Here is a 23,465-nt window from a genome sequence, read left to right on the forward strand (position 1 = left end):
GCCCAAGCTGGGTTCCTTATTCCCTACTCCTTGCCCGGACGAAGTCGATAAATGCCCGCAAAGCCGGGGGGACGTGCCTCGAACTCGGGTGATACAGGAAGAAGCCTGGAAAGCTGGGCGACCAGGGCTCTAGAAATCTCATCAGCCTGCCCGCATCGATCCAGGACTGGACCTGATAGTCGATCATGTAGGCAACGCCTGCTCCACCCAGCGCCGCGTTCAGCATCAGCTCGGAGTCGTTGACAGTCAGGCTGCCCTCGACGGCGATTTCCAGAAACCGTTTGCCGCGCGCGAACTCCCATCGATAGAGGTTGCCGCCACCAGGCCACTGGAATTTTATGCATTGGTGCTGATGCAACTCCTGCGGATGGCGCGGTATGGCCCGGTTTTCAAGATAGACGGGAGCGGCCACCGCCGCCATCTGCAAATCCCCGCTCAGTTTCACTGCCACCATGTCCTTCTCCAGCCGCTCGCCAAGCCTGATTCCGGCATCGAACCGTCCTCGGACAATGTCGGTCAGCGTATCGTCGACGATGACGGTCAGCGCGATATCAGGATAGGCGCGTTGGAAGTCGCCAAGGATCGGGCCGATGAACCGCACCGCGGCAACACGCGGCACGTTTATTCGTAGCGAACCCGCCGGCCGATCACGCGCGGCATGAATGTCCGCTACGGCGCCCTCCAGCTCTTCGAACGCAACGGCAAGGCGCGCAAACAGCGTCTCGCCAGCACCAGTGGGTGAAACACTACGCGTCGTGCGATTCAGCAACCTGACGCCGATGCGAGCCTCCAACTGCCGGATCGACTGGCTGAGCGCCGGCGGGGAAACACGCAGCCGGGCGGCGGCGCGGACGAAACTACGCTCTTCCACGATTGCGGCGAATGCCTTGAACTCGGTGAATTCAGAACCGCGCATTGTGTATCCCTAGATTAACAAGCTAGTCAGATAATAGGCCATTATCTAATCAGTTGCATGGCCCTATCTCTCGACTAGCGGACCCGTCAGATGAAACCGGCACGGGCCTGAATGATTGAAGGAAACGTATCATGCCCAAGTCCTTGCAAGGCAAAACCGCACTCGTCACCGGCAGTTCGCGCGGCATTGGGCGAGCCATCGCCGAAGGACTCGCCTCCAAGGGCGCTGCCGTCGTCGTCAACTATGTCGGCAACCACGAAGCCGCTGACGAGGTCGTGGCCGCCATCGCCGGCAAGGGAGGAAAGGCGATCGCCGTCCAGGCCGACATATCAAGCGTCTCGGATATTCATCGCCTGTTTGACGAGGCTGAGAGTGAGTTCGGCGCGATCGACATCGTGGTTGCCAATGTCGGCGTCGCCGTCATCAAGCCTCTGACCGAGGCAACCGAAGCCGATTTCGACCATGTCTTCGGCACCAATGCCAAGGGCACGTTCTTCGTGCTTCAGGAAGCAGCGCGCCGTGTGCGAAACGGCGGCCGCATCATCGCGGTCTCCACCGGCGGCACCAAGATGTTCTTCACGCAAACGGCGCTCTATCTCGGCAGCAAGGGCGCCGTCGAACAATTCGTCCGTGTGCTCTCGCGTGAACTCGGACCGCGCGGCATCACCGTGAATGCGCTGTCGCCTGGCTTCACCGACACGGACCTGCTTCCCGAGCGCGATCGCGCCGTGGCGGCCGGCATGTCTCCATTTGGCAGGATCGGCGCGCCCCGCGACGTTGCCGATGTCGCGGTCTTCCTGGCCAGCGACGAGGCCCGCTGGCTGACCGGCGAGAATATCCAGGCCGGTGGCGGGGTCGCTTAGTCCGCCATCGTCTCTAGGCTGGCGAATCCCTGCGGCGCATCGCCTTCATCGAAGGGTGTCGTCACCTCGACGAAGGTATCGGGATAAAAGCCGTTGAAGCGGGTTCTCAGCGACAGCGAATAGGCACCGATATGGCCGATCTCGATCCAGTCGCCGGTGTCGACGGTTTCCGGCAGCCAGAACGGCCGCGACAGGATGTCGACGGAATCGCAGGTCGCGCCGCAGACCTTGAACGGCACGATGTTCTTCTCCTCGCCATTGCGCGAGCGGATCGCCGGATCGGGGATGAAGCGGGCCGGCAGTGTGATCTTGCCGGTCCAAGAATCCGACAGCGACGCCCAGATGCCGTCATTGATGTAGAGCCGCTTGCCCTTGCGCAGCAGCACCCGCACGATCAGCGAGAGGCAGCGCGCCACGATCACCCGGCCGGGCTCGGCCACCAACGGGATCTGGTCGAACTGGTATTCCCTGAGGTCGCCCGACAGCCGCGACATGATCTGGCCGAGCGACGGCATCTCGATCTGCTTGCGATTGGGGTCATGGCCGTACTCGGCGGGAAAGCCGCCGCCGACATCGAGCCCCGCAATGTCGAAGGTCAGCCGGTTGCGCACCCAATCGGCGGAGGCCAGCGCCCGTTCATAGGTGTCGGGATCCTCGATCTGGCTGCCGACATGGAAGCATAGGCCGACCTTGTAGCCGGTGCGGTTGAGCCGCTCGGCGAGTTCCACCGCATAGGCCGGCCCGGCGCCGAATTTCTTCGACAGTTCATAGGCCGCCGAACCCTTGGTCTGGATTCGCACGAACACGCTGATGGAGCCCGGATCGATGTCAAGCGCCCGCACCACCCGCGTCAGCTTGGTGATCTCGTCCTCATGGTCGAGCGAAATGACGCGGATGGCGTATTTTTCCAGCGCAAGCTTGATGTCCGACTGCGCCTTGACCGGATGCATGTAGAGCATCTCGGCGTCGGGTGAGACGGCGCGCACTGCGGCGAACTCGCCGGGCGAGGCCACATCGAAGGCGGTGACGCCGGCTTCGACCAGCGCCTTCAGCACGATCTGCTCGCCATTGGTCTTGACTGCGTAGGCGGTCTTGCCGGGAAACATGCCCATGAACTGTTTGGCATCCGCCTTCAGCACCTGCGGGCGAAAGCAGTAGACCGGATCGTCCGGCCGAAGCGCCAGCGCCGCCTCGCGGGCATTCTCGAATCGCTGCATGGACGAATCCCCTGACTTCTCGGCTGCGCACAATTAATCCAAGCTAGCGGCCAAAGAAAACAATTCTGTGTCTGGCGGGCACTGACCCAGCGGCGCACCCTCCTGGCAGCACTGTTGCCAGCAATCAGGTTTCGGGTGGCTCTTGTCGCCGGACCCGATATGCCTTCTGCCTGAGTGGCTGGCATTGATGCCGCGGGGAAGGACGTTCACGATGGCAATAGCCACGACAGCCGTGCAGCGCGGACCGATGACGCTGAGGGACTGGGGACAGCTTCTGCTGCTCGGCGCCATCTGGGGCGGCTCGTTCTTCTTTGCCCGCATCGCCGTTGCCGAAATGCACCCGCTGGTGCTGGTGCTGTTTCGCGTTGCCATCGCGGCCATCGCACTTCAGCTCTATCTCGGCATTCGCGGTCCGTCCTTCCGCCTCGCCTTCCCGCATGCCGGCCCGTTTTTCCTTTTGGCGCTCGCCAACAATGTCGTCCCGTTCTCGCTGATCTTTGCCGGCCAGACCGCGCTTGGCGCCGGCGTCGCCTCGGTGCTCAACGCGACGACGCCGTTCTGGACGCTGATCCTCGCCAACGCGCTGACAGCGGACGAAAAGCTCTCCTGGAACAAGCTTGCCGGCATCGGGCTCGGCATCGCCGGCACCGCTGTCATGATCGGCCCCGGCCTGCTGGCCGGGCTCGGCGGCCCGGTCTGGGCGAAATTCGCGCTGATCGGCGCCTCGCTGTCGTACGCCGTCGCGCTGATGATTGCCCGCCGCTTCAAGGGCGTGCCCTCGCCGGTCATCGCCACCGGACAATTGACGGCGTCGACCATCATCATGATCCCGGTGGTGCTGCTCACCTATGGCCCGGCCGGCCTGTTCTCGGCCTCGCCGCCGGTCTGGACGGCGGTGCTGGCGCTGGCGCTGCTCTCCACCGCCTTCGCCTACATCCTCTATTTCAACCTCGTCGCCTCGGCCGGCGCCACCAACGCCTCGCTGGTCACGCTCATCGTCCCGGCCAGCGCCATCCTGCTCGGCCTCCTGTTCCTCGGCGAGCGGCTCGCTCTGTTCGAGTTCTGCGGCATGGCACTGATCGCGCTTGGCCTGGTGACGATCGACGGGCGGTTGTTTGGTCGGCGCTAATGCCTGTCGACCAAAAGTGCGCAGCGGTTTTGGGACAACGACGCGCTTTAGCTCTGGTAGCGCTGCCATGCCTCGCTTTTGCCACGGCCGCGTCACAATTTATTCACAGGCTGCCAGCGGCTTTTGCCGAAGAGTTTCAACGCTTAACGACAGGTGGCAGGTCGCAAATTCCACAATCGCGTCGCATTGCAGCATATTTTCCGCTTGCCTGTGGCACAAATGCCCCTAGACTCCACCCATAGCTCTTGAAGAGGAGACTATGACATGGGACTTACGAGGCCAATCAACGCATTGATGATCTGTGCTGCATTTGCCTTCATTGGCGCCCTTATCATAGGTGTTCTTCCGTAACCGCCGGAGCGGAAGAACAGCAGCAATAGCCCACAAATTCGAAAGGCCGGGTGTTTCGCCCGGCCTTTTGCATTTCAGATTTCATACCACGATGAAGCTCAGGCGGCGGCGGATCCAGCTGCCTCTGTTTCGTGGGAGCGGATGCCGATCATATGGCAGATGGCAAACACCAGGTCGGCCCGGTTCATGGTGTAGAAATGGAAGTCGCTGACGCCGCGCTCGACGAGATCGAGCACCTGCTCGGCCGCCACGGCAGACGCCACGAGCGCATGCGTCTGCGGATCGTTGTGCAGCCCTTCGAAACGCTCGGCCAGCCATGCCGGCACCAGCGCGCCGCAGCGTGCCGAGAAATTGGCGACCTGGGTGAAATTGTGCACCGGCAGGATGCCAGGCACGATCGGGATGTAGATGCCGGCACGGCGCGCCTTCTCGACATAACGCTCGTAGAGATCGTTGTCGAAGAAGAACTGGGTGATCGCCCGCGTCGCGCCATTGTCGGCCTTGCGCTTCAGCATGTCGAAGTCGGTGGCGAAGTCGGGGCTTTCCGGATGCTTTTCGGGATAGGCCGAGACCGAGATGTCGAAATCGCCGGCGTCCTTCAGCGCTCCGACAAGTTCGGCGCCATTGGCATAGCCATCGGGATGCGGCCGGTAGGCCGTACCGACACCCGCCGCCGGATCGCCGCGCAACGCAACGAAGCGCTTCACGCCCATATCGGCGAATTCGCGGACCACGGCATCGACCTCATGGCGGGCGGCATCGACGCAGGTCATGTGCGCCGCCGGCGTCAGCGCCGTCTCGTTCAGGATGCGCTTGACCGTGCGCGCCGTGCGCTCCCGCGTCGAGCCGCCGGCGCCATAGGTCACCGAGACGAATCTCGGCTTCAGCGGCTCCAGCCTGGTGACGGTGTCCCAGAGCCTGGCTTCCATCTCGTCGGTCTTCGGCGGGAAGAACTCGAAGGAGACGCGGACCTTGTCGCCAATGTCGGGACGGCGGGAAAAGCGGAACTGGTTCATCAGGCGATTTCCCCCATAGGGTACGCTTTGGTGGGTTGGGTGTCATTTGAAGGCTCGGCGATCAGCATGCGGCGGTCGCGGCCGAGCCACAGCTTGACGGTCAGCCTGGCTTCGTTGCCGCCGCGCGGCTCGAATTCCTGGGCATCCTCGAGATCGAGCCCGGCCTCGGCAAACCATTCGGAGATCTGGCGGTCGGAAAAGCCCAGCCTGACATGCGCATGCTGGTCGCGCAGGAATTCCAGCGCATGCGGCGCGAAGTCGACGATCACCAGCCGGCCCGCCGGACGCAGCAGCCGCGCCGCCTCGCGAATGGCGCGTGCCGGATCGTCGAGATAGTGCAGCACCTGATGGATGGTGACGAGGTCGAAGGCGTCGCGCTCGACCGGCGGCGCGAAAATGTCGCCTTGGCGGACCTGCGCATTGGCGATGCCTGCCTTGTCGAGATTGGCCCGCGCCACCGTCAGCATTTCCCGCGACATGTCGATGCCGACGCCGCGCCGGTAGAGCGGCGAAAATATCTCCAGCAGCCGCCCGGTACCGGTGCCGAGGTCGAGCATCGACTGGAATGGCCGCTTGCCGACCAGCTTGAGGAGTGCGGCTTCCACGGCGCGGTCCGGCACATGCAGCGAGCGGATGTGATCCCAGCTGGCGGCGTTCTCGGAGAAATACTCGGCGGCACGGTCCTGCCGCTTGCGCTTGACCGATGCCAACCGCTCGAGATCGCGCTCGACCTGCGGATCGGCGCCGCGAATGCCGGAGACCAGCCCCATGACGAAGTCGCGCGCGGAATCCGTATCCGACAGCCGGAAGAAGGCCCAGGAGCCCTCCTGGTAGCGGCCGATCAACCCGGCCTCCAGCAGCAGCTTCAAATGCCGCGACACCCGCGGTTGCGACTGGCTGAGGATCTCGGTGAGGTCGGACACGGTGAGATCGCCGCGCGACAGCAGCGCCAGGATGCGCAGCCGGCTCGATTCGGCCGCAGCCTTCAGCGTATCCACCATCGTATCGAGCGAAACATGCATCAGCGTATTCTCGTTGAAAAGATATAAACATATGTTTATGTCACCTTCGACGGCATGGCAAGGCCTATGTCGCTTCCTGACAAGAAAATGCCGCACACATGATCCCCGCCCGAAGGAACTGCTTTTCCCTGACGATCGGCTGGAAACTTGTGCTAGGGCGAAAGCCATGTTCGAGACGCACGACGGCGAAAAGCTCCTGCAGACCGACCCGGCTGACATGCCGGCGGATGGCCATATCGTGTTCATCGGCCGCATCGCCTCGCCATGGACCACGCGCGAAAGCTGCCCGAAGAACATGCGCGCCGCCCGCGAGACCGGACAGGCGGCCACCGTTCTCATCGACCCACCCTATCGCGACGGTCTGCTTGCGCTGGACCGCGCCAGCCACATCGTCATCCTGTCCTGGCTGCATCACGCGCCGCGGGCACTGATTGTGCAGAAACCCCGTCATGCGGCTGAGCCGAAAGGCGTTTTCTCGCTGCGCTCCCCTGCCCGGCCGAACCCCATCGGGCTGCATATCGCCAGGCTGATCGCCGTCGACATAGACCACGGCCGCATCGCCATCGCCGCCATCGATGTGCTCGACGGCACCCCGGTGATCGACATCAAGCCCTATTTCGCCTCGACCGACGCCTTTCCCGAGGCGACCATTGCCGGGCGTGACGAAAAATGAGCGCGCCCACCGGCCGCCGCCGCGCCATCGCCAAGGCGCTGACCGCACTGCTGCCCCTGGCGCCCTATGCCGATATGGAGAAAATCCGCACCGAGGCCGGCGCCGTGCACATGAAGACGCTGCCGCCGGGCATCGCGGTCTGGCTGGCGACGATCGCCCATGTCAGGCACGGCCATACCGACTATGAGAAGCTGTTGGCCGAGGGCTATGACCGCGACTCGGCGCGGTTCTTCGTCATCGAGCAGACAAACATGGTGCTGACCCGTTGGCGCGCCACGCGCCTGCTCGATGCAGAGGACGAAGAGGAATAACTTCAGCTACCGTCGCTTCAATACGGCAACCGCATTGTATGGCTGGCCGTCGGCCTGGCCAACCCAGGTCCAGGACAGGTTCCCTTTGAAAAATCGGACGGTGATGCCGCCACCGTCGATGCACTTGTCCTGGCCGTAGCTGATGCTTTCCCGGTATTCCGCCGAACTGTCGTCGCGAGAAATCTGGGTCAACGATCCGCCGCAGCCGAGCGATGGATAGTCGATCGACGCGGCGCCATCGCCAATGGTCATGGCGATCGCCCAATCGGCGCCGGCAGCGCCGGCCGGACTTTGATGACCGCTGCCGGTCCAGACGCCGTTGAGCCCCGCCGCGTTGACCACGCAAGGCACGTTCTGAAAGATCGGCGTCAGTTCGCCGCCCGTCTTCTCGCAACGATAGGTCTGGCCGTTCTGGCACAGCGCCTCGCCCTCGCGAGCGCATTGCGCGAAGGCATCGCCAGTGACGAAGACGAGGAAAATTGCAAAGCTGATGGTCCGAAAAGATCTGCCCATTTTGCCCCTCCCGGCCGGATATTTTCAAGCCGGACCATAGGGCATATCGAATGTGCTACCTAGCACAAACGGCGATGGTTGGGTGGCCCTATGCCGCCTGCAGGGGACCACTAGCTTGACTCTGCCGCATCAAGCCGAAGGACCAATCGCCATGAACCGAAGCGCAGCAGCCGGTAGCATTGTGCCATTGCCGGCTTTGTCGGATCGCCATATCGATCCGCATTCCTATCCCGACGGCATCGCCTTTCTCGATGGTCAGTATCTGCCGATGTCGCAGGCCAAGATCTCGGTGCTGGATTGGGGCTTTCTGCATTCCGACGCCACCTACGACACCGTGCATGTCTGGGACGGGAGCTTCTTCCGACTCGACCTGCATCTCGACCGCTTCTTCGCCGGCTTGCAAAAACTGCGCATGACGATCCCGTCCGACCGCGATGGCGTGGCCGAGATTCTGCACAATTGCGTGGCGCTGTCGGGCCATCGCGCCGCCTATGTCGAAATGCTGTGCACACGCGGCGCCTCGCCGACCTTCAGCCGCGATCCGCGCCAGGCGGTCAACCGCTTCATGGCCTTCGCAGTTCCCTTCGGCTCGGTCGCCAATGCCGAGCAGTTGCGGCGCGGCCTGCATGTCGCCATTAGCGACAAGGTGCGCATTCCGCCGGTCTCGATCGATCCGGCGATCAAGAACTACCACTGGCTCGACCTCGTGCGCGGCCTCTACGACGCTTATGACCGTGGGGCCGAAACCGCATTGATTCTCGACTTCAACGGCAATGTCGCCGAAGGCCCCGGCTTCAACGTGTTCTGCGTCAAGGACGGCAGGCTGTCGACGCCAGCCGCCGGCGTGCTGCCCGGCATCACCAGGCGCACCGTCTTCGACCTCTGCGCCGAGGCAGCGCTTCCCACCACGGCCGTCGACGTCAGCGTTGCCGCGCTGAAGGCTGCCGACGAAGTCTTCATCACTTCCACCGCCGGCGGCATCATGCCTGTGACGGTGATCGACGACGCTGCTGTCGCTGACGGCAAGATAGGCGCGATCACAAAGCGCTTGATGGCGCTCTACTGGCAAAAGCATGACGACCCGGCCTGGTCGAGCCCGGTGCGCTATCCCTGACCGGCGAAGGTCCTGCTCCACACGATGTCGTGACCAAAAAGATTTCCCCTCGCCTCTGGAAAATCGCTCGACGCACGGTATATCGCGGAAGCGGAGAAGCCTCCGCTTCCCAGTTCACGGCCCGCATGGGCAAGGATTCCACGTCATGACAAGCAAGGTTTGGTTCATCACCGGATCGTCGAAAGGCTTTGGCCGAGTCTGGGCCGAGGCCGCACTCGCTCGCGGCGACCGTGTCGCCGCAACCGCGCGCGATGCCGGCACGCTCGCCGATCTCGTCGCGAAATACGGCGATAATGTCGCCGCGATCAAGCTCGACGTCACCGACAAGAAGGCTGTCGATGCGGCCATCGCCGAGGCGCACAAGCGCTTTGGCCGGCTCGACGTCGTCATCAACAATGCCGGCTATGGCCATTTCGGCGCCATCGAGGAAGTCAGCGAACAGGAAGCCCGCGACCAGATCGAGACCAATGTGTTCGGCGCGCTCTGGGTCACCCAGGCGGCTTTGCCGATCATGCGGGCGCAGGGCTCCGGCCATATCATCCAGATCTCGTCGATCGGCGGCGTCAACGCCTTTGCCTCGCTCGGCCTTTACCATGCCTCGAAATGGGCGCTCGAAGCCTTCAGCCAGTCGCTCAGCATCGAGGTCGCCGAATTCGGCATCCATGTGACGCTTGTCGAACCGGGCGGCTTCTCCACCGATTGGTCCGGCGCCTCGGCCAAGGTCTCCAAAGCGATCGAGGCTTACGCGCCGGCCCGCGCCAAGATGGCGGAACGCCGCGCCAACTCGGTCGCCGGGGACCCCGATGCCACCGGACCGGCGATGCTTGAAATCGTCGACGCGGCCGAGCCGCCGCTGCGCGTCTTCTTCGGCGATGGCGGCCTGCCGATGATCAAGCAGGAATACGCCAACCGCATCGCGCTTTGGGAAAAGTGGGACCACGTTTCCGTCGAGGCGCAGGGCGCCAAGAAGAACCGCAAGGCGGCCTGAGCGCGTCTTGAAACCCGGCTGCGTCGCCCCGGCGGCGCAGCCCTTGCCCTAGCCCGGTACTAGGATCGATAAATCCACTGCTCGGGCACGCGCACCGAGATCTCTTCCCCTGTTGTCATACGACCCGGTTTCTCGACCCAGGCAACGAGGCCGCGCAGCCGTTTCGCCGCCTTCGGGAAGGCCAGCGCGCCGGCCTCCCGATCGGCCATCCCGGCGTTTTCGGCAATCGAACGTCCGGCAAGGCGGCAAGGTCCGTTCTGCGCATCGACCTTGATCGTCACGCCACTTCTGAAGAACAGCAGCGTGCCTGACGGCAGCATCGAGAGATGCGGCACGCCTTCGATCAGCAGATTGGCGCCGATCCATTCCGGCTTGATCTCGGCCAGCCCCATCCGCTCGGCAACGACGGCGAGTTCATCGGCGGCTACGATTGATATCTGCCGCTCGTTGCGGATTTCGGCGCCGCGCGGATACCAGGGTTCGCGACCGCCGGAACGACGGGTGGCGCCGGCGTGGAAGTCGCCGTCGATGCCTTCGAAACCGAGCTGCAATGCTTCCACCGGGCGCGTCTGGAAGTGATTCGACGGGGCGACGTACAAAGCGGCCACTTTGGCGGACAGCTTCCTGGCGGGGATGATGTCGACCGGCTTCTCAGACTCCGGGAAGAGGTCCAGCATGGCTTCGTTCCTTCTGCAGGATGACGTCGCAAATAGCCGTAGCCGTGGGCTCGGGTCCAGTCGAAAGCGATGATGATTCGATCAAACCGGCTGATGGCGTCCATCGGCATCGTCATGAAGGCAAGGCTGGAGGAACGCTTTCTGCGCGGAGAACTCGGCAACGCCTATGACGACTATGCCCGCAGCGTACCGATGCTGGTGCCGTTCATGCCGGCCTGATTACAGCATCCGCAAAAGCGCGCCGCCGATCGAATAGCCGGCGCCGAAGGCGCACAGCACGCCGAAATCGCCGGGCTTCATGTCGGCGTGGTTTTCCGACAGCGCGATGATGGCGCCGGCGCCGGCGGTGTTGCCGAGCCGCTCCAGCACCATCGGCGCGCGGTCGTGGTCGACCTCGTGGCCGAAGGCCAGTTTCAGGATCATGGCGTTCATGCGCGCATTGGCCTGATGCAGCCAGAAGCGCCTGATGGCTTGCGGCGTCAGCCCGTGTTCGGCGAGGAATTCGACAATGAATTTGTGGCCGGCGACGGTGACTTCCTTGAACACCTTGTTGCCGACCTGTTTGATCAGATTGCCTTCGAGGTTGATCATGTAAGGATCGTCCTGGGCGGTGCGGGTGTGATAGCCCAGATTGGTGCGGATATTGTTCGACATCTGCGTCCAGGTGCGCGTGTCCAGCACCTCGAAACGCCCCGGCCGCCTCTCGCCCTCGCCCAGCCCCTCGACCACCATCGCCACCGATGCATCGCCGAAGATGAAATGCGTCTGCCGGTCGCGGAAATTGAGATGGCCGGTGATGATCTCCGGCGTGACCACCAGCACGCGCTTGTGCGCGCCCGCCCGCACGAGATTGGCCGCAATGTGCAAGGCGGCCGCGGCCGATGAACAACCAAGCCCCATGTCGAAGCCGGCGCCCTTGGTGCCCAGCGCCTCCTGCATTTCGATGGCGATCGCCGGATAGGGCCGTTGCTGGTGCGAGGCCGAGCAGATCACCAGGTCGATGTCGGACGGCTTCAGGCCGGCATGGTCGAGCGCCTTCCGGGCCGCGGCCACTCCAAACTCGGCCTGCAGCGACAGCGCATCATCGGGCCGCGCCGGAATGCGCGGCGCCATGCGGGTCGGATCGAGAATGCCTTCGCGCTCGATCACATGGCGGGTCTGGACGCCCGAGGCATGGACGATGAAGGCGCTGTCGGATTTCTGCAGCAGCGTCTCATCCGTGCCTTGCCGGCGCGCATTCTCGGTGTCGACCCAGGCGTTGAAGCTGGCGACCAGTTCTTCATTGGTGATCTTGGCTTCAGGGATTTCAACGCCAATGCCGCTGATGATGACGCGATGCATATCCAGTCCGTCCATGCGCAGGCGTTGTCGTTCTCATGTGAACGACCAGGGGGCGCGACACAACACTTTTCTCACCCCACCGGTTTACGCCGGCTTAAACCACAGGCTGTGGCCGGATGTCATCGGGAGTGCTAGCCGGCCCGCTTGGCGACGATGAAAATGCGCGGGAAGCGCAGCAGCACCTTGCCGTTTGCGGTCTTCGGATAGGCCTTGGCGATTTTGGCCGTGTAGCTGTCGAGGAAGATTTTGCGCTCGCCGGCGTCCAGCGGATCGAGGAAAGGCTTCAGCCCCGTCGACTTCACCCATTCGACGATCGCCTCGGCGTCGGTCAGCGGATGATTGTAGGCCGTATGCCAGATATCCACCCGGTCGGAGAGCGGCGACAAGAGATCATAATAGAACGACACCGCCGGCAGCGGTCCGCGCGCAGCACCTGCCATCTTGGCGGCGAACGGCATTTCGGCGGCCGTCTCGCGCATCACCTGATGCGACGGCTCAAGCAGATTGTCGGGCATCTGGACGGCGAGCGCGCCACCGGGGGCGAGAAAGCCCATCAGCCGCTGGAACACTACCGGGTGGGTGGGCAGCCACTGGAATACCGCGTTGGCGAAGATGACGTTGACCGGCTCGGCCGGTCGCCATGTCGAGGCATCGGCGAGGTCGAAATTGACGCTGGGCAGGCGCGCCTTCGCCTTCTCGATCATGTCGGGAGAGGTGTCGAAGCCGCTGATATCAGCATCCGGCCAGCGCTCGACCAGCAGCTCGGTCGAATTACCCGGGCCGCAGCCGATGTCGACCACCCGGCGCGGGAAATCCACCGGCACCTGCGCAACAAGATCGCGCGCGGGCCGCGTGCGCTCATCCTCGAATTTCAGATATTGGGCGGCTGACCAGTCGGTCATTCAAACTTTCCTCGTATCAGTTGAGAAATTCGCCGCCCCGGTTGCTCCCTTACCGCGTCAACCTCTTGTACGTCATCCTGTGCGGGTTGACGGCCTCGGGGCCGAGCCGGCGGATCTTGTCCTGCTCGTAATCCTCGAAATTGCCCTCGAACCATTCGACATGGCTGTCGCCCTCGAAGGCGAGGATGTGGGTGGCCAGGCGGTCGAGGAACATACGATCGTGCGAGATGATGACGGCGCAGCCACCGAAATTTTCCAGCGCGTCTTCGAGCGCCGCCAGCGTTTCCGTGTCGAGGTCGTTGGTCGGTTCGTCGAGCAGCAGCACATTGCCGCCGGTCTTCAGCATCTTGGCCAAATGGACGCGGTTGCGCTGGCCGCCGGAGAGGTTGCCAACCTTCTGCTGCTGGTCGCCGCCCCGGAAATTGAACGACGCGCAATAGGCGCGCGTGTTGGCCTCGAACTTGCCGAGCTTGACCACTTCTGCGCCGCCGGAAATCTCCTCCCACACCGTCTTTGACGGATCGAGCGCATCGCGGCTCTGATCGACATAGCCGAGCTTGACCGTCTCGCCGACGCGGACAGAGCCGGCATCCGGGGTTTCCTGGCCGGTGATCATGCGGAACAGCGTCGTCTTGCCGGCGCCGTTCGGCCCGATAACGCCAACGATGCCGCCCGGCGGCAGTTTGAATTCCAGACCCTCGATCAACAGCGTGTCGCCAAAGCCCTTCGACAAGCCTTCCGCCTCGATCACCACATTGCCGAGCCGCTCGCCATGCGGAATGACGATCTGCGTATCGCTCGGACGCCGCTTGTCGGCTGCATCCAGCAGGTCCTGGAACGCCTGGATACGCGCCTTGGACTTGGTCTGGCGGGCTTTCGGGCTGGACTGGATCCACTCGCGCTCGCGGCCGATAGCGCGCTGGCGGGCGTCGTCCTCGCGACCTTCCTGCTTGAGGCGCTTGGCCTTGGCTTCGAGGTATTTGGTGTAGTTGCCCTCATAGGGAATGCCGCGGCCGCGATCGAGCTCGAGGATCCATCCCGTGACATTGTCGAGGAAGTAGCGATCGTGGGTGATGATCATCACGGCGCCCGGATAGGCGCGCAGATGCTTTTCGAGCCACGCCGTGGTTTCGGCGTCGAGATGGTTGGTCGGTTCGTCGAGCAGCAAGAGGTCGGGCTGACGCAGCAGCAGCTGGCAGAGCGCGACGCGGCGGCGCTCACCGCCCGAAAGCTTGGTGACCTCGGAATCCTTGGGCGGGCAGCCCAGCGCTTCCATCGCCATCTCGACCTGCTGTTCGAGATCCCACAAATTGAGCCGGTCCATCTCGTCCTGGAGCTTGGCGGACTCATCGGCCGTCTCGTCGGAGTAGTTCATCATCAATTCGTTGTAGCGCTCGATGATGGCGGTCTTGGCGGCGACACCTTCCATGATGTTCTCGAACACCGTCTTGTTGGCATCGAGCGCCGGCTCCTGCGCGAGATAGCCGACGGTGGCGCCTTCGGCGAGCCACGCTTCGCCGTTCCACTCCTTGTCGAGCCCGGCCATGATCTTGAGGATCGTCGACTTGCCCGAGCCGTTGGGGCCGAGGATGCCGATCTTGGCGTCGGGATAGAAGGAGAGATGGACATTCTCAAGCACCTTCTTGGTGCCATAGGCCTTGTTGAGGCCGGCCATGTGATAGATGAACTGGCGTGCCACGCGCGCTTTCCTTGATGATTGACCGAAAATGTCGGATTGAATGGAGGTTGGCCGCTATGTAGGCGATGCCGGGCCGAACGGCAATCGCTTTTGCCATTTCAAGCCGGGTGTACACCGCACGTTAAGTTTTCCGCCGGTTGTAGGGAGCGTTGAAATCCCCGGTTAACCCTTCAGCGTCAAAACAGGATCGATCGCTGGCCTGTCGCGATCGAAAGTAGAGATCGGACCGAAGGTAGTGCTGAACAGTTTCCTGCTCCTTGCCGAAGCGGTCGTCTACTTCAGCGTCATGGTCACGCTGTTCCGCTTCAGGGATCGCATCGGCCTCGGCGTCTTCGTCTGCGCGCTGGGCGCCATGCATTTCCTCGAAACCTATCTCGCCAGCGTCTTCTATGTCGCCCTGCCCTTCGGCATGGTCTCGCCAGGCTCGGCGGTGCTGTTTTCCGGCAAGCTGGTGATGCTGCTTCTGCTCTACGTGAAGGAAGATGCGGCCACGGTGCGCCAGCCGATCTATGGCCTTTTGCTCGGCAACGCCTTGATGATCGGGCTGGTCCTGATCCTGCGCCTGCACGATATTTCAGCCCTTTCCGACGGCAAGCTTCCCGATATCGGTTTCATCGACCAGTTGGGCTGGCTGATGGTGTGGGGCACGACGCTGCTCTTCATCGACGCCATCCTGATCATCCTGCTTTACGAAAAGCTCGGGCGTTATCTGCGCAAGGCGCCGTTCTCCCGCATCCTGATTTGCGTCGCCTGCGTGCTCACCTTCGACCAGGCCGGATTTTTCACCGCCCTGCATTTCGTCGCAGGCGCACCGATTGCGGTCTTCTTCGGCGGCTGGTTGGCCAAGATGGGTGCCGCTTTTGCCTACAGCGCCATGCTTGTCGCCTACCTCAGATGGTTCGAAACGCGTCAGGTCGTGGCACCCCGCGGGCTGTCCGACGTCTTCGACACGTTGACCTATCGCGAGCGCTACGAAGCCCTGGTCGAACATGTCGGCCGCGACGGCCTCACCGGCCTGTTGCACAGGGGACGCTTTGACAGCGACGGCGAACGTCTGGTTGCCGTCAGCCTGCGCACGGCCCAACCGCTCAGCCTGCTGATCGTCGACGTCGACCATTTCAAGTCGATCAACGATCGCTTCGGCCATGCCGAGGGCGACAGGGTGCTGAGATCGATCGCCCAGGTGCTGACCCAGGCGGCCGGCGCACACGATCAGGTTTTCAGGATCGGCGGCGAGGAGTTCGCCATCCTTTGCTCGCAGCCGCATGCGGTCGCCAGGTTGCTCGGAGAAAACCTCCGCCAGGCCGTCAAAGCGTGCGTAAACCGGTTCGACATCAGCGTCAGCGCCGGCATCGCCACTGTCGATGAGACCGTAGGCTCGCTTGCCGATCTCTTCGCCCTTGCCGACGAGCGTCTCTACAGGGCCAAGTCCACCGGGCGTGACCGCGTCGTCGGCGAAGCGCATGACGATGCCGAAGACCTAACTGCGTGGACATTGCCCACGCGTGGCGTCAGCGGATAAGGCTGTCAGCTCCGCTTGCGCTGCTGCAACGCGCCGACCGCAACTGAAACGGCTATCAGCGCGATGGCCAGCCATTTCAGCACGGTGATGATCGGACTGGCATCGATGTCATAAGCGATGAACAACAGAATGCCGGGCACCAGCAGGCCGCACATGACCAGCATGATGCGGTTGATCTGCCAAGACACTTTTGCTGCCAGCGCTTCGTCACCGGCTTCGCCGACAAGACCGGCGCGCATCTCCCGAGAGATGGCCAACGCGCTCGACAGGCGCATGGAGATCGGCAAGCCGAGCCCGATTATGAGGAAGGCACACGCCGCCAGCAGAGCCGAGAATTTGAGCGCGCTGGTGTCGGCCGGCACCGGAAACAAAAGTGTCGCCAGCGGCAGGAAGACACAGACGATGCCGAGCGCGGCAATGGCGATGAAGATCGCGGCATTGACCCAAGTGAACAGCTGGTAGCGGCTTGCCCCGATCGGCGCGGCAAGCACGCGCATGCGCGCCCACTCGGCATCGGTATAGGAAAAGCCCGGCCATTCCATGCGGCCGTCTTTAATGGCGGTCATCCCCCTGGCCCAGAAAGCCAGCCGCGCCAGCGCGCCTGATGTCATGCCACTCATCGCCACCCCCGCCGAATGAAACACATCCAGACCATATCACCGCGTCACTGCCAAGCGACAGACGGATATCCTACTGGAACCCGGCCGCATCGACCGAGCCCTTCGGACAGCCCGCCTTGGTCGTCGGCGCCGAGGCGAGCATGAGAGTGCCCAGCGAACTGTCGGGGCCGATCGGGCCGGTCAGGCCGAGCGTCAGCTCGCCGATCAGCCGCCTGCCGCTCGACGGATCGACCAGGCAGGAGACACGCACCCGCGCGCCCGACCCGGCGCCGAAGGCGCTGTCGAAGGCGCTGCGGATCTGGTCCGAAGTCAGCTGCTTGCCGACATTCCTGGTGAAGAGCTCGCGCACCGGCGAGGCATTCACCGCCCGCATCAGGTTCAGCGCCTCGGCAAAATACTCCTGCTGGCTCTTGCCGTAGCAGGTGCCGTGCTTGATCCATTCATGCCGTTCGAGCTTGGAGGCGGTGCCCGGCATAACCTGGTCGAGCTCGGCGCGCGTAGCGGCATCGAGATCGACCGGCGGCAGGTCTGCCCAATGGGCCGGATTGTCATTGGCCTTGTCGCTCGCCGGCACCTGGCAATAGAAATTGCCGTTCGGCTGCGGCCAGAGCCCATGCAATGTGAAATGCGACGCGTCGAAGCCGCCCGCCGTCTGCGCCTGGCATTCGGGCTTGCTCGACTTGGTTTCGCAGAAGGCCGGCTGCCAGCTCAGCGCGAAAACATATTCGGGTTTTCCTGAAGCCGGCGCCGCAGGCTTGCCCTGATCGGCGGGCGCGGCCGGCTGGGCGGCTGCGCTGCCGCCGGTGACATGACCGCAGCTGATCTTGACCCAGCGACGCTCAGGATCGGCGCCCGGCACGCGGATGAGGTAATGCGTCGGCGCATCCTTGTTGCCGGCCAGGAGGTCGTAGCTCTGTCCAGCCGTTGTCGCGATATTGCCGGGGTTCTTGCCGCTCTTGATTGCCTGCGTTGCTGGACAGGCAGCATCGGCCACGAAGGAGCCGCTCATCTTCACATCGGCGCGCGCTAGGCCGACACCGGCCAGCGCCACCAACACCGCACCCCATATCGCCGATATCCGCATTCCAGCACTCCTAGCGTTTCATAGCGCAAGCTAGAAACGTGTGACATGTCAGAATTACGATTTCTTTCGTCCGCCGCAAAAAACAATCGCTCGGTCGATCAGACCCCGCCCTCCTCGACCCGCTTCGTCAACATACGCAGCAGATCAAGCGCGGTCTCAAGCACGCGAGGCTCGATGCCCTCGCTGATGCGGTTGGCCCAGACATGCTGGCGCGTGCCGATATCCCTGATCGCGGCCCGGCCCGCATCGGTCATCGCCAGGAGCTTGGCGCGGCGGTGCGCCGGGTTGTCCGCATAGGCGGCGAGCCCTTCGGCGGCCAGAATGTCGGCAAGGCGCTGCACGCTCTGGCGGGCAAGCCCCATGTGGCGGGCAATGTCGGCAACCGATTTCGGCTCCTTCAGCACCGCGCCCAGAACCTGCCAGCGCGCCGCCGTCAACCCGGCAGGCTCCGCCAGCCGGTCGGCCGCGTCGAGAAACCCGCCATTCAGCCGGAACACGGCAAGCACCAGTTCGGTGAGCACATCTCCGGCTTCGGTCCTGCTTGTCATTTCTGGCCGGCCTCGATGGTGGAAACGAAAGTGTTGACGGCTTCAGCCACCGCCTCCGGCTTGTCAAGCATCACCCAATGGCCGGAACCGGCGACGGTTCTGTGGCCAATTCCGCTGCGCAGCCGAAACAGGGCCGCCGCATTGTCATTGGCCTCCGTGGCCAGCACGAAGATCGGCCCGTGATAGGCGTCGAGCGTCGGTTCGGGATTCCATTCCGCCAGCGCCTTGCCGACGCCTGCCCGAGCCGCCGGATCGACCACCGCCGCATCGGCGATGACCTGTTTGCGGACATCTGGGTTGGAGCCGGCGATCGAGGTGTAATAAGCGCTCAGGACATCGCCGCCGTTTGGCCCCGCCAGATCGCGCACGAACCCGTCGCGAATCTCTTTGGGCAGGGCGCGCGGATCGGTCGCCGGATCGACCAGCAGGATGCCGGCAACACGGTCGGCATGGCCGGCGGCATAGGCGAGCGCGGCCCCACTGCCGCCGCTATGTGCAACGAGGACAAACCGCTTCAGGCCGAACGCATCGGCCACCGCACCAATATCGTCGGCACGGCCGTCATAGCCGTAGTCGGCATCAGCTGCAGGCGCCGATGCGCCATGGCCGCGAAAATCGAAGGCGACCGCCTCACGGCCACCTGCGGTGAGCTGCATCACCCGGTTCCACTGTGTGGCGCGGCTGCAGTCGCCATGCGCGAACAGGATCGGCAGGCCGTCGCCGGATTTGATGTCGTAGCCGGCAAGCTGGCCCTGCGGGCCGGCAATGGTTGAGGTCTTCATGGTCATCTCCCTGGTCTGGCTGGAAGCAATGCCGGGCAGGAGCATTGCGGATGAAAGGCTCGCCAGCAGAAACGCGCGGCGCGAAACGGTCGAAACGGTTTTCATACTCATGTTCCCGATGTAATTTGACAGTATGCTGTCATATAACCAAATTGACAGCAAGCTGTCAATAGTGACCCCGGCTGATTTCGACCTCCCCTTGACGTCGGTCCCGCCGTCGCCCAACAGTCGCCGAGGAGCGAGACATGGCATTTGACAAGCAGACGACGCTGGCCTCTCCGACCGGGGCCACGCTCAACCTCTATGTGAAGCACGCGGGGGGCTCTCCACGCGCGGTAGTCCAGGTCAATCACGGCCTGGCCGAACATGCGGCGCGCTATGCCCGCTTCGCCGATTACCTCAGCACCCGCGGCTTTCATGTCTACGTCCACGACCATCGCGGCCATGGCGCGACCAAGGCGCCCGATGCCCCGCTCGGCAGGTTCGCCGGCACAGGCGGCCCGGCCAAGGTGATCGCCGATGTCGATGCCGTCCACGATTTGATCGCAAGGGAGCAGCCCGGCCTGCCGGTCATCCTGTTCGGCCATTCGATGGGTGCGTCGGTGGCGCTCAACTACCTGCTGGCGCACTCGCCGCGCGTCCACGCCGCGGCGATCTGGAACGGCAATTTCTCACAAGGCTTGCTCGGCCGGCTTGCGCTCGCCATCCTCGCTTATGAGCGCTTCAGGCTCGGCTCCGATGTCCCCTCACGCGTCTTGCCCAAACTGACCTTCCAGGCCTGGGGCAAGGCGGTGCCCAACCACAAGACGCCGTTCGACTGGCTGTCGCGCGACGAGGCTGAAGTGGCCAAGTACATTGCCGACCCGCTGTGCGGCTGGGATGCCTCGATCTCGATGTGGCGCGATGTCGTGGAGATGGCGCAGAAAGGCGGCAAGGATGCGGGCTTTGCCGGCATCAGGCGCGACCTGCCCGTCAGCATCGTCGGCGGCGAGAAGGATCCGGCCTCCGACTATGGCAAGGGCATCGACCATCTCGCCAAGCGCATGCGTGCGATGGGCTTTTCGAATCTGGTTTCAAAGGTTTACGCCGACACCCGCCACGAAAGCTTGAACGAGGTGAACCGCGATGTCGTCATGGACGATTTCGCTGCCTGGGCCGATAGCGTGCTCAAACGCTGACATCGCTGGCCCACCGCAAGGCCCGTGACAGCGGCATCCCGGGTTGATAGAGGCTGCGGTTCCGACCCGTTTTTGGTGATTTATGGCTGAACCTCCGCTGAAAGGCGTCCGCGTCGTCGAACTCGCCCGCATCCTGGCCGGCCCCTGGGCAGGACAATTGCTGGCCGATCTCGGCGCCGATGTCATCAAGGTCGAGAGCCCCGATGGCGGCGACGATACCCGCAAATGGGGTCCTCCCTTCGTCATGAGCCATGATGGCGAGAACCTGTCGGCCGCCTATTACCACTCCTGCAATCGCGGCAAGCGCTCCATCGCCGTCGATTTCTCGACGCCCGAAGGGGCCGAGACGGTGCGCCGGCTGGTTGCCACGGCCGACATTCTGATCGAGAACTTCAAGCTCGGCGGCCTCAAGAAATACGGGCTCGATTACGAGAGCCTGAAGGCGATCAATCCAAAGCTCGTCTACTGCTCGATCACCGGCTTCGGCCAGGATGGGCCTTACGCACCCCGCGCCGGCTATGATTTCATCATCCAGGCCATGGCCGGCATGATGTCGATCACCGGCGAGGTCGGGCGCGAGCCGCAAAAAGCCGGCGTCGCCATATCGGACATCTTCACCGGCCTCTATTCGGTGATCGCCATCCAGGCAGCGCTTCGCCATGCCGAAAAGACCGGCCAGGGACAGCATATCGACATGGCGCTGTTCGACACGCAGATTTCCGCACTCGGCAACCAGAACCTCAACTATCTCGTCTCCGGCAAGGCGCCGGTGCAGATGGGCAATGCGCATATGAACATTGCGCCCTATGAGGTTGTCCCGGTCAGGGACGGCCATATCATCCTGGCGGTCGGCAATGACGGCCAGTTCGCCAAATTCTGCGCCGCCGTCGGACTCGACCATCTCTCAGCGAATCCCGATTTCGCCACCAATCCGGCCCGCGTCGCCAACCGGGTGAAATTGCGCGAGCACATGATCGAGACGCTGAAGAACTGGGACCGAGACCCGTTGCTGGCCAAGCTCGAAGCGGCAAGCGTGCCGGCGAGCCCGATCAACAATATCGGCCAGATGTTTGCCGACCCGCAGACGATCGCACGCGGCATGCGCCTCGACCTCGACGATGGCCATGGCAATCGTCTGCCCTCGGTGCGCGCGCCGATGGTGATGTCCGGCACACCGCTGGTCTATGAACGCCCTTCGCCACGCCTTGGCGAACATACCGAAGAAATTCTTGCCGAACTGGAGAAGTCTGGACGATGAAGACCGGTGGACAACTGATTGTCGACGCACTCGAGGCGAACGGCACCGACCGCATCTTCTGCGTGCCCGGCGAATCCTATCTCGCGGTGCTCGACGCATTGCATGACTCGCCCATCCGCACCATTGTCTGCCGACAGGAAGGCGGCGCCGCCATGATGGCCGACTGCCAGGGGCGGCTGACCGGCCAGCCCGGCATCTGCTTCGTCACCCGCGGCCCCGGCGCCACCAATGCGTCGGCCGGCATTCACATTGCCATGCAGGATTCGATACCCGTCATCCTGTTCATCGGCCAGGTCGCCAGCCACGCCAAGGAGCGCGAGGCTTTCCAGGAGGTCAACTACAAGCGCTTCTTCGGCGACATCGCCAAATGGGTGGTGGAGATCGACGATGCCGCGCGCATCCCCGAACTCGTCACCCGCGCCTTTGCTGTCGCGACATCGGGCCGCCCCGGCCCCGTCGTCGTCTCGCTGCCGGAGGACATGCTGACCAGTCTTGTCGACGCGCCCGCGGCCTTGCCGCACACGCCGGTCGAAACCCGGCCCGGCGAAGCCGAACTCGATGCTTTGGAAAAGCTTCTGGCCAAAGCCAAGCGTCCCTTCGTCATCCTCGGCGGCACACGCTGGGACGAGGAAGCGGTGGCACGTATGCGCACCATTGCCGAGGCCTGGTCGCTGCCGGTCGGCTGCTCCTTCCGCCGCCAGATGCTGTTCGACCATCTGCACCCGAACTATGCCGGCGATGTCGGCATCGGCATCAACCCGACGCTGGCCACCGCCATCAAGCAGGCCGACCTGGTGCTGCTGATCGGCGGCCGCATGGGCGAGATGCCGTCCTCCGACTACACGTTGCTGAAAAGCCCCTATCCCGACCAGACGCTGGTCCATGTCCATGCCGATGCCGGCGAACTCGGCCGTGTCTACCGGCCGACCCTGGCGATCAACGCTGCGCCGTCAGCCTTCGTCGAAGCCTTCGCCAAGCGCAAGCCAGCCTCCGCGCCAGCCTGGGCGGATGAGACAGCGAAAGCACACGCTGCCTACCTCGACTGGTCGACGCCTCCTGAGACCGGCCCCGGCACGGTCCAGATGGGACCGATCATGAATTACCTGGAAAAGGTTCTGCCCGACGACGCCATTTTCACCAACGGCGCCGGCAATTACGCCACCTGGCTGCACCGCTTCCACCGCTTTCGCCGCTTCGCCACGCAGGGCGCGCCGACCTCCGGTTCGATGGGTTATGGCACGCCGGCCGCGGTTGCCGCCAAGGCGCTCCATCCCGACCGCACCGTGATCGCCTTTGCCGGCGACGGCTGCTTCCTGATGAACGGACAGGAATTCGCTACCGCCGTGCAATACGACCTGCCGATCATCGTTATCGTCGTGAACAACGGCATCTACGGCACCATCCGCATGCACCAGGAGCGCGACTATCCCGGCCGTGTCGTCGCCACCGATCTGAAGAACCCTGACTTTGCCGCTCTTGCCCGCGCCTATGGCGGCCACGGCGAGACGGTCGAGAACACGGCAGATTTTGCCCCTGCCTTCGAGCGTGCCCGCGCCAGCGGCAAGCCGGCGATCGTCGAAATCAGGCTCGACCCCGAGGCGATCACGCCGACGCGGACGATGACGCAGATCCGCGACAAGAGCTGAGAAGTTAGCAGCGAAAGCCGAGTTCCGTCACACCCCCCTCTGTCCTGCCGGACATCTCCCCCTCAAGGGGGGAGATTGGATGTCATGTCGCCCTT

24 protein-coding genes are annotated in these 23,465 nt (G+C 63.4%); 11 read left to right on the forward strand and 13 right to left on the reverse strand.

Annotated elements, in window-relative coordinates:
- Window positions 1–16 precede the first annotated feature (16 nt).
- Entirely contained in the window at window positions 17–916 is a 900-nt protein-coding gene (locus ACYG9V_RS24455; protein WP_352765064.1) for a LysR family transcriptional regulator, read from the reverse strand.
- A gap of 131 nt (window positions 917–1,047) precedes the next feature.
- On the opposite strand from ACYG9V_RS24455, the gene ACYG9V_RS24460 reads away from it, so the two are divergent.
- Window positions 1,048–1,779, forward strand: coding sequence for an SDR family oxidoreductase (locus ACYG9V_RS24460; protein ID WP_023690857.1), 732 nt, complete (start codon window positions 1,048–1,050; stop codon window positions 1,777–1,779).
- Here ACYG9V_RS24460 and ACYG9V_RS24465 read toward each other — a convergent pair.
- Window positions 1,776–2,996, reverse strand: coding sequence for an alanine racemase (locus ACYG9V_RS24465; RefSeq protein ID WP_023668250.1), 1,221 nt, complete (start codon window positions 2,994–2,996; stop codon window positions 1,776–1,778). The genes ACYG9V_RS24460 and ACYG9V_RS24465 overlap by 4 nt on opposite strands.
- 211 nt (window positions 2,997–3,207) lie before the next feature.
- On the opposite strand from ACYG9V_RS24465, the gene ACYG9V_RS24470 reads away from it, so the two are divergent.
- Window positions 3,208–4,125, forward strand: coding sequence for a DMT family transporter (locus ACYG9V_RS24470; protein WP_023741708.1), 918 nt, complete (start codon window positions 3,208–3,210; stop codon window positions 4,123–4,125).
- 449 nt (window positions 4,126–4,574) lie between these two features.
- Here the strand turns inward: ACYG9V_RS24470 and metF are convergent, their stop codons facing one another.
- Together metF and ACYG9V_RS24480 are read right to left on the reverse strand one after the other, a co-directional pair.
- Window positions 4,575–5,492: a methylenetetrahydrofolate reductase [NAD(P)H] gene (gene metF, locus ACYG9V_RS24475; RefSeq protein ID WP_023690856.1), complete on the reverse strand. Its 918-nt coding sequence runs from the start codon at window positions 5,490–5,492 to the stop codon at window positions 4,575–4,577.
- Window positions 5,492–6,514 carry an ArsR/SmtB family transcription factor gene (locus ACYG9V_RS24480; protein ID WP_023739873.1) on the reverse strand — a complete coding sequence of 341 codons (1,023 nt, stop codon included), beginning with the start codon at window positions 6,512–6,514 and terminating at the stop codon, window positions 5,492–5,494. The genes metF and ACYG9V_RS24480 overlap by 1 nt, the downstream gene beginning before the upstream one ends.
- 166 nt (window positions 6,515–6,680) lie before the next feature.
- On the opposite strand from ACYG9V_RS24480, the gene tsaA reads away from it, so the two are divergent.
- Both tsaA and ACYG9V_RS24490 read left to right on the forward strand, forming a co-directional pair.
- Window positions 6,681–7,187, forward strand: coding sequence for a tRNA (N6-threonylcarbamoyladenosine(37)-N6)-methyltransferase TrmO (tsaA, locus tag ACYG9V_RS24485; RefSeq protein ID WP_352765062.1), 507 nt, complete (start codon window positions 6,681–6,683; stop codon window positions 7,185–7,187).
- Window positions 7,184–7,498: a DUF2293 domain-containing protein gene (locus ACYG9V_RS24490; RefSeq protein ID WP_352765060.1), complete on the forward strand. Its 315-nt coding sequence runs from the start codon at window positions 7,184–7,186 to the stop codon at window positions 7,496–7,498. Before tsaA ends, ACYG9V_RS24490 begins: the two co-directional genes overlap by 4 nt.
- Window positions 7,499–7,504: 6 nt before the next feature.
- On the opposite strand, the gene ACYG9V_RS24495 is transcribed toward ACYG9V_RS24490, so the two are convergent.
- Window positions 7,505–8,011 carry a hypothetical protein gene (locus tag ACYG9V_RS24495; protein ID WP_352765059.1) on the reverse strand — a complete coding sequence of 169 codons (507 nt, stop codon included), beginning with the start codon at window positions 8,009–8,011 and terminating at the stop codon, window positions 7,505–7,507.
- Between the two features lie 151 nt (window positions 8,012–8,162).
- On the opposite strand from ACYG9V_RS24495, the gene ACYG9V_RS24500 reads away from it, so the two are divergent.
- The gene (locus ACYG9V_RS24500) at window positions 8,163–9,125 is read left to right on the forward strand and encodes a D-amino acid aminotransferase (protein ID WP_352765057.1); all 963 of its coding nucleotides are present in this window, start codon (window positions 8,163–8,165) and stop codon (window positions 9,123–9,125) included.
- Between the two features lie 145 nt (window positions 9,126–9,270).
- Window positions 9,271–10,113, forward strand: coding sequence for an SDR family oxidoreductase (locus tag ACYG9V_RS24505; RefSeq protein ID WP_352765055.1), 843 nt, complete (start codon window positions 9,271–9,273; stop codon window positions 10,111–10,113).
- Window positions 10,114–10,172: 59 nt separating this feature from the next.
- Here the strand turns inward: ACYG9V_RS24505 and ACYG9V_RS24510 are convergent, their stop codons facing one another.
- Window positions 10,173–10,790, reverse strand: a complete 618-nt coding sequence (locus ACYG9V_RS24510; RefSeq protein ID WP_352765054.1) for an MOSC domain-containing protein — start codon at window positions 10,788–10,790, stop codon at window positions 10,173–10,175.
- Window positions 10,791–10,862: 72 nt separating this feature from the next.
- Here ACYG9V_RS24510 and ACYG9V_RS24515 point away from each other — a divergent pair, with 72 nt between their 5' ends.
- A complete protein-coding gene (locus ACYG9V_RS24515) occupies window positions 10,863–11,009 on the forward strand; it encodes a hypothetical protein (protein ID WP_023749129.1) in 147 nt (48 codons plus the stop codon).
- Here ACYG9V_RS24515 and ACYG9V_RS24520 read toward each other — a convergent pair whose 3' ends face one another.
- The 3 genes from ACYG9V_RS24520 to ettA form a co-directional block, all read right to left on the reverse strand.
- Complete coding sequence (locus ACYG9V_RS24520; RefSeq protein WP_023668239.1) at window positions 11,010–12,131, reverse strand: beta-ketoacyl-ACP synthase III; 1,122 nt, start codon at window positions 12,129–12,131, stop codon at window positions 11,010–11,012.
- Window positions 12,132–12,262: 131 nt separating this feature from the next.
- Complete coding sequence (gene tam, locus ACYG9V_RS24525) at window positions 12,263–13,033, reverse strand: trans-aconitate 2-methyltransferase (RefSeq protein WP_352765053.1); 771 nt, start codon at window positions 13,031–13,033, stop codon at window positions 12,263–12,265.
- Window positions 13,034–13,082: 49 nt separating this feature from the next.
- Window positions 13,083–14,732, reverse strand: a complete 1,650-nt coding sequence (ettA, locus tag ACYG9V_RS24530) for an energy-dependent translational throttle protein EttA (RefSeq protein WP_023668235.1) — start codon at window positions 14,730–14,732, stop codon at window positions 13,083–13,085.
- 235 nt (window positions 14,733–14,967) lie between these two features.
- Between ettA and ACYG9V_RS24535 the strand changes: the two genes are divergently transcribed.
- Complete coding sequence (locus tag ACYG9V_RS24535; RefSeq protein ID WP_023744581.1) at window positions 14,968–16,254, forward strand: GGDEF domain-containing protein; 1,287 nt, start codon at window positions 14,968–14,970, stop codon at window positions 16,252–16,254.
- A 5-nt stretch (window positions 16,255–16,259) separates the two neighbouring features.
- Here the strand turns inward: ACYG9V_RS24535 and ACYG9V_RS24540 are convergent, their stop codons facing one another.
- The 4 genes from ACYG9V_RS24540 to ACYG9V_RS24555 all read right to left on the reverse strand — a co-directional run bounded on the left by ACYG9V_RS24540 (window position 16,260) and on the right by ACYG9V_RS24555 (window position 19,393).
- Complete coding sequence (locus ACYG9V_RS24540) at window positions 16,260–16,874, reverse strand: hypothetical protein (protein ID WP_031194875.1); 615 nt, start codon at window positions 16,872–16,874, stop codon at window positions 16,260–16,262.
- Between the two features lie 70 nt (window positions 16,875–16,944).
- Complete coding sequence (locus ACYG9V_RS24545) at window positions 16,945–17,958, reverse strand: ribonuclease T2 family protein (RefSeq protein WP_023735981.1); 1,014 nt, start codon at window positions 17,956–17,958, stop codon at window positions 16,945–16,947.
- A gap of 98 nt (window positions 17,959–18,056) precedes the next feature.
- Complete coding sequence (locus tag ACYG9V_RS24550) at window positions 18,057–18,506, reverse strand: MarR family winged helix-turn-helix transcriptional regulator (RefSeq protein WP_023714791.1); 450 nt, start codon at window positions 18,504–18,506, stop codon at window positions 18,057–18,059.
- On the reverse strand, window positions 18,503–19,393 hold the full coding sequence (locus tag ACYG9V_RS24555) for an alpha/beta fold hydrolase (RefSeq protein ID WP_023735982.1): 891 nt from the start codon (window positions 19,391–19,393) through the stop codon (window positions 18,503–18,505). The genes ACYG9V_RS24550 and ACYG9V_RS24555 overlap by 4 nt, the downstream gene beginning before the upstream one ends.
- A 140-nt stretch (window positions 19,394–19,533) precedes the next feature.
- On the opposite strand from ACYG9V_RS24555, the gene ACYG9V_RS24560 reads away from it, so the two are divergent.
- From ACYG9V_RS24560 to ACYG9V_RS24570, 3 genes are all read left to right on the forward strand, one after another.
- Window positions 19,534–20,466 carry an alpha/beta fold hydrolase gene (locus tag ACYG9V_RS24560; protein ID WP_023735983.1) on the forward strand — a complete coding sequence of 311 codons (933 nt, stop codon included), beginning with the start codon at window positions 19,534–19,536 and terminating at the stop codon, window positions 20,464–20,466.
- Window positions 20,467–20,548: 82 nt separating this feature from the next.
- Window positions 20,549–21,724: a CaiB/BaiF CoA transferase family protein gene (locus ACYG9V_RS24565; protein ID WP_023668227.1), complete on the forward strand. Its 1,176-nt coding sequence runs from the start codon at window positions 20,549–20,551 to the stop codon at window positions 21,722–21,724.
- Window positions 21,721–23,370, forward strand: a complete 1,650-nt coding sequence (locus ACYG9V_RS24570) for a thiamine pyrophosphate-binding protein (RefSeq protein ID WP_023735984.1) — start codon at window positions 21,721–21,723, stop codon at window positions 23,368–23,370. Before ACYG9V_RS24565 ends, ACYG9V_RS24570 begins: the two co-directional genes overlap by 4 nt.
- Window positions 23,371–23,465 lie beyond the last annotated feature (95 nt).

The sequence above is a fragment of the Mesorhizobium sp. W016 genome (assembly GCF_054719485.1).

What these genes read in the sequence shown, in the direction of transcription:
- ACYG9V_RS24565 (WP_023668227.1), top strand. Translation starts at nt 20,549, where the DNA reads ATGGCTGAACCTCCGCTGAAAGGCGTCCGCGTCGTCGAACTCGCCCGC.
- ACYG9V_RS24520 (WP_023668239.1), bottom strand. Translation starts at nt 12,131, where the DNA reads ATGCATCGCGTCATCATCAGCGGCATTGGCGTTGAAATCCCTGAAGCC.
- tsaA (WP_352765062.1), top strand. Translation starts at nt 6,681, where the DNA reads ATGTTCGAGACGCACGACGGCGAAAAGCTCCTGCAGACCGACCCGGCT.
- ACYG9V_RS24545 (WP_023735981.1), bottom strand. Translation starts at nt 17,958, where the DNA reads ATGCGGATATCGGCGATATGGGGTGCGGTGTTGGTGGCGCTGGCCGGT.
- ACYG9V_RS24505 (WP_352765055.1), top strand. Translation starts at nt 9,271, where the DNA reads ATGACAAGCAAGGTTTGGTTCATCACCGGATCGTCGAAAGGCTTTGGC.
- tam (WP_352765053.1), bottom strand. Translation starts at nt 13,033, where the DNA reads ATGACCGACTGGTCAGCCGCCCAATATCTGAAATTCGAGGATGAGCGC.
- ACYG9V_RS24555 (WP_023735982.1), bottom strand. Translation starts at nt 19,393, where the DNA reads ATGAAAACCGTTTCGACCGTTTCGCGCCGCGCGTTTCTGCTGGCGAGC.
- ACYG9V_RS24465 (WP_023668250.1), bottom strand. Translation starts at nt 2,996, where the DNA reads ATGCAGCGATTCGAGAATGCCCGCGAGGCGGCGCTGGCGCTTCGGCCG.
- ACYG9V_RS24470 (WP_023741708.1), top strand. Translation starts at nt 3,208, where the DNA reads ATGGCAATAGCCACGACAGCCGTGCAGCGCGGACCGATGACGCTGAGG.
- ACYG9V_RS24515 (WP_023749129.1), top strand. Translation starts at nt 10,863, where the DNA reads ATGATTCGATCAAACCGGCTGATGGCGTCCATCGGCATCGTCATGAAG.
- ACYG9V_RS24480 (WP_023739873.1), bottom strand. Translation starts at nt 6,514, where the DNA reads ATGCATGTTTCGCTCGATACGATGGTGGATACGCTGAAGGCTGCGGCC.
- ACYG9V_RS24540 (WP_031194875.1), bottom strand. Translation starts at nt 16,874, where the DNA reads ATGAGTGGCATGACATCAGGCGCGCTGGCGCGGCTGGCTTTCTGGGCC.
- ACYG9V_RS24500 (WP_352765057.1), top strand. Translation starts at nt 8,163, where the DNA reads ATGAACCGAAGCGCAGCAGCCGGTAGCATTGTGCCATTGCCGGCTTTG.
- ACYG9V_RS24455 (WP_352765064.1), bottom strand. Translation starts at nt 916, where the DNA reads ATGCGCGGTTCTGAATTCACCGAGTTCAAGGCATTCGCCGCAATCGTG.
- ACYG9V_RS24510 (WP_352765054.1), bottom strand. Translation starts at nt 10,790, where the DNA reads ATGCTGGACCTCTTCCCGGAGTCTGAGAAGCCGGTCGACATCATCCCC.
- metF (WP_023690856.1), bottom strand. Translation starts at nt 5,492, where the DNA reads ATGAACCAGTTCCGCTTTTCCCGCCGTCCCGACATTGGCGACAAGGTC.
- ACYG9V_RS24490 (WP_352765060.1), top strand. Translation starts at nt 7,184, where the DNA reads ATGAGCGCGCCCACCGGCCGCCGCCGCGCCATCGCCAAGGCGCTGACC.
- ACYG9V_RS24570 (WP_023735984.1), top strand. Translation starts at nt 21,721, where the DNA reads ATGAAGACCGGTGGACAACTGATTGTCGACGCACTCGAGGCGAACGGC.
- ACYG9V_RS24560 (WP_023735983.1), top strand. Translation starts at nt 19,534, where the DNA reads ATGGCATTTGACAAGCAGACGACGCTGGCCTCTCCGACCGGGGCCACG.
- ACYG9V_RS24550 (WP_023714791.1), bottom strand. Translation starts at nt 18,506, where the DNA reads ATGACAAGCAGGACCGAAGCCGGAGATGTGCTCACCGAACTGGTGCTT.
- ACYG9V_RS24495 (WP_352765059.1), bottom strand. Translation starts at nt 8,011, where the DNA reads ATGGGCAGATCTTTTCGGACCATCAGCTTTGCAATTTTCCTCGTCTTC.
- ACYG9V_RS24460 (WP_023690857.1), top strand. Translation starts at nt 1,048, where the DNA reads ATGCCCAAGTCCTTGCAAGGCAAAACCGCACTCGTCACCGGCAGTTCG.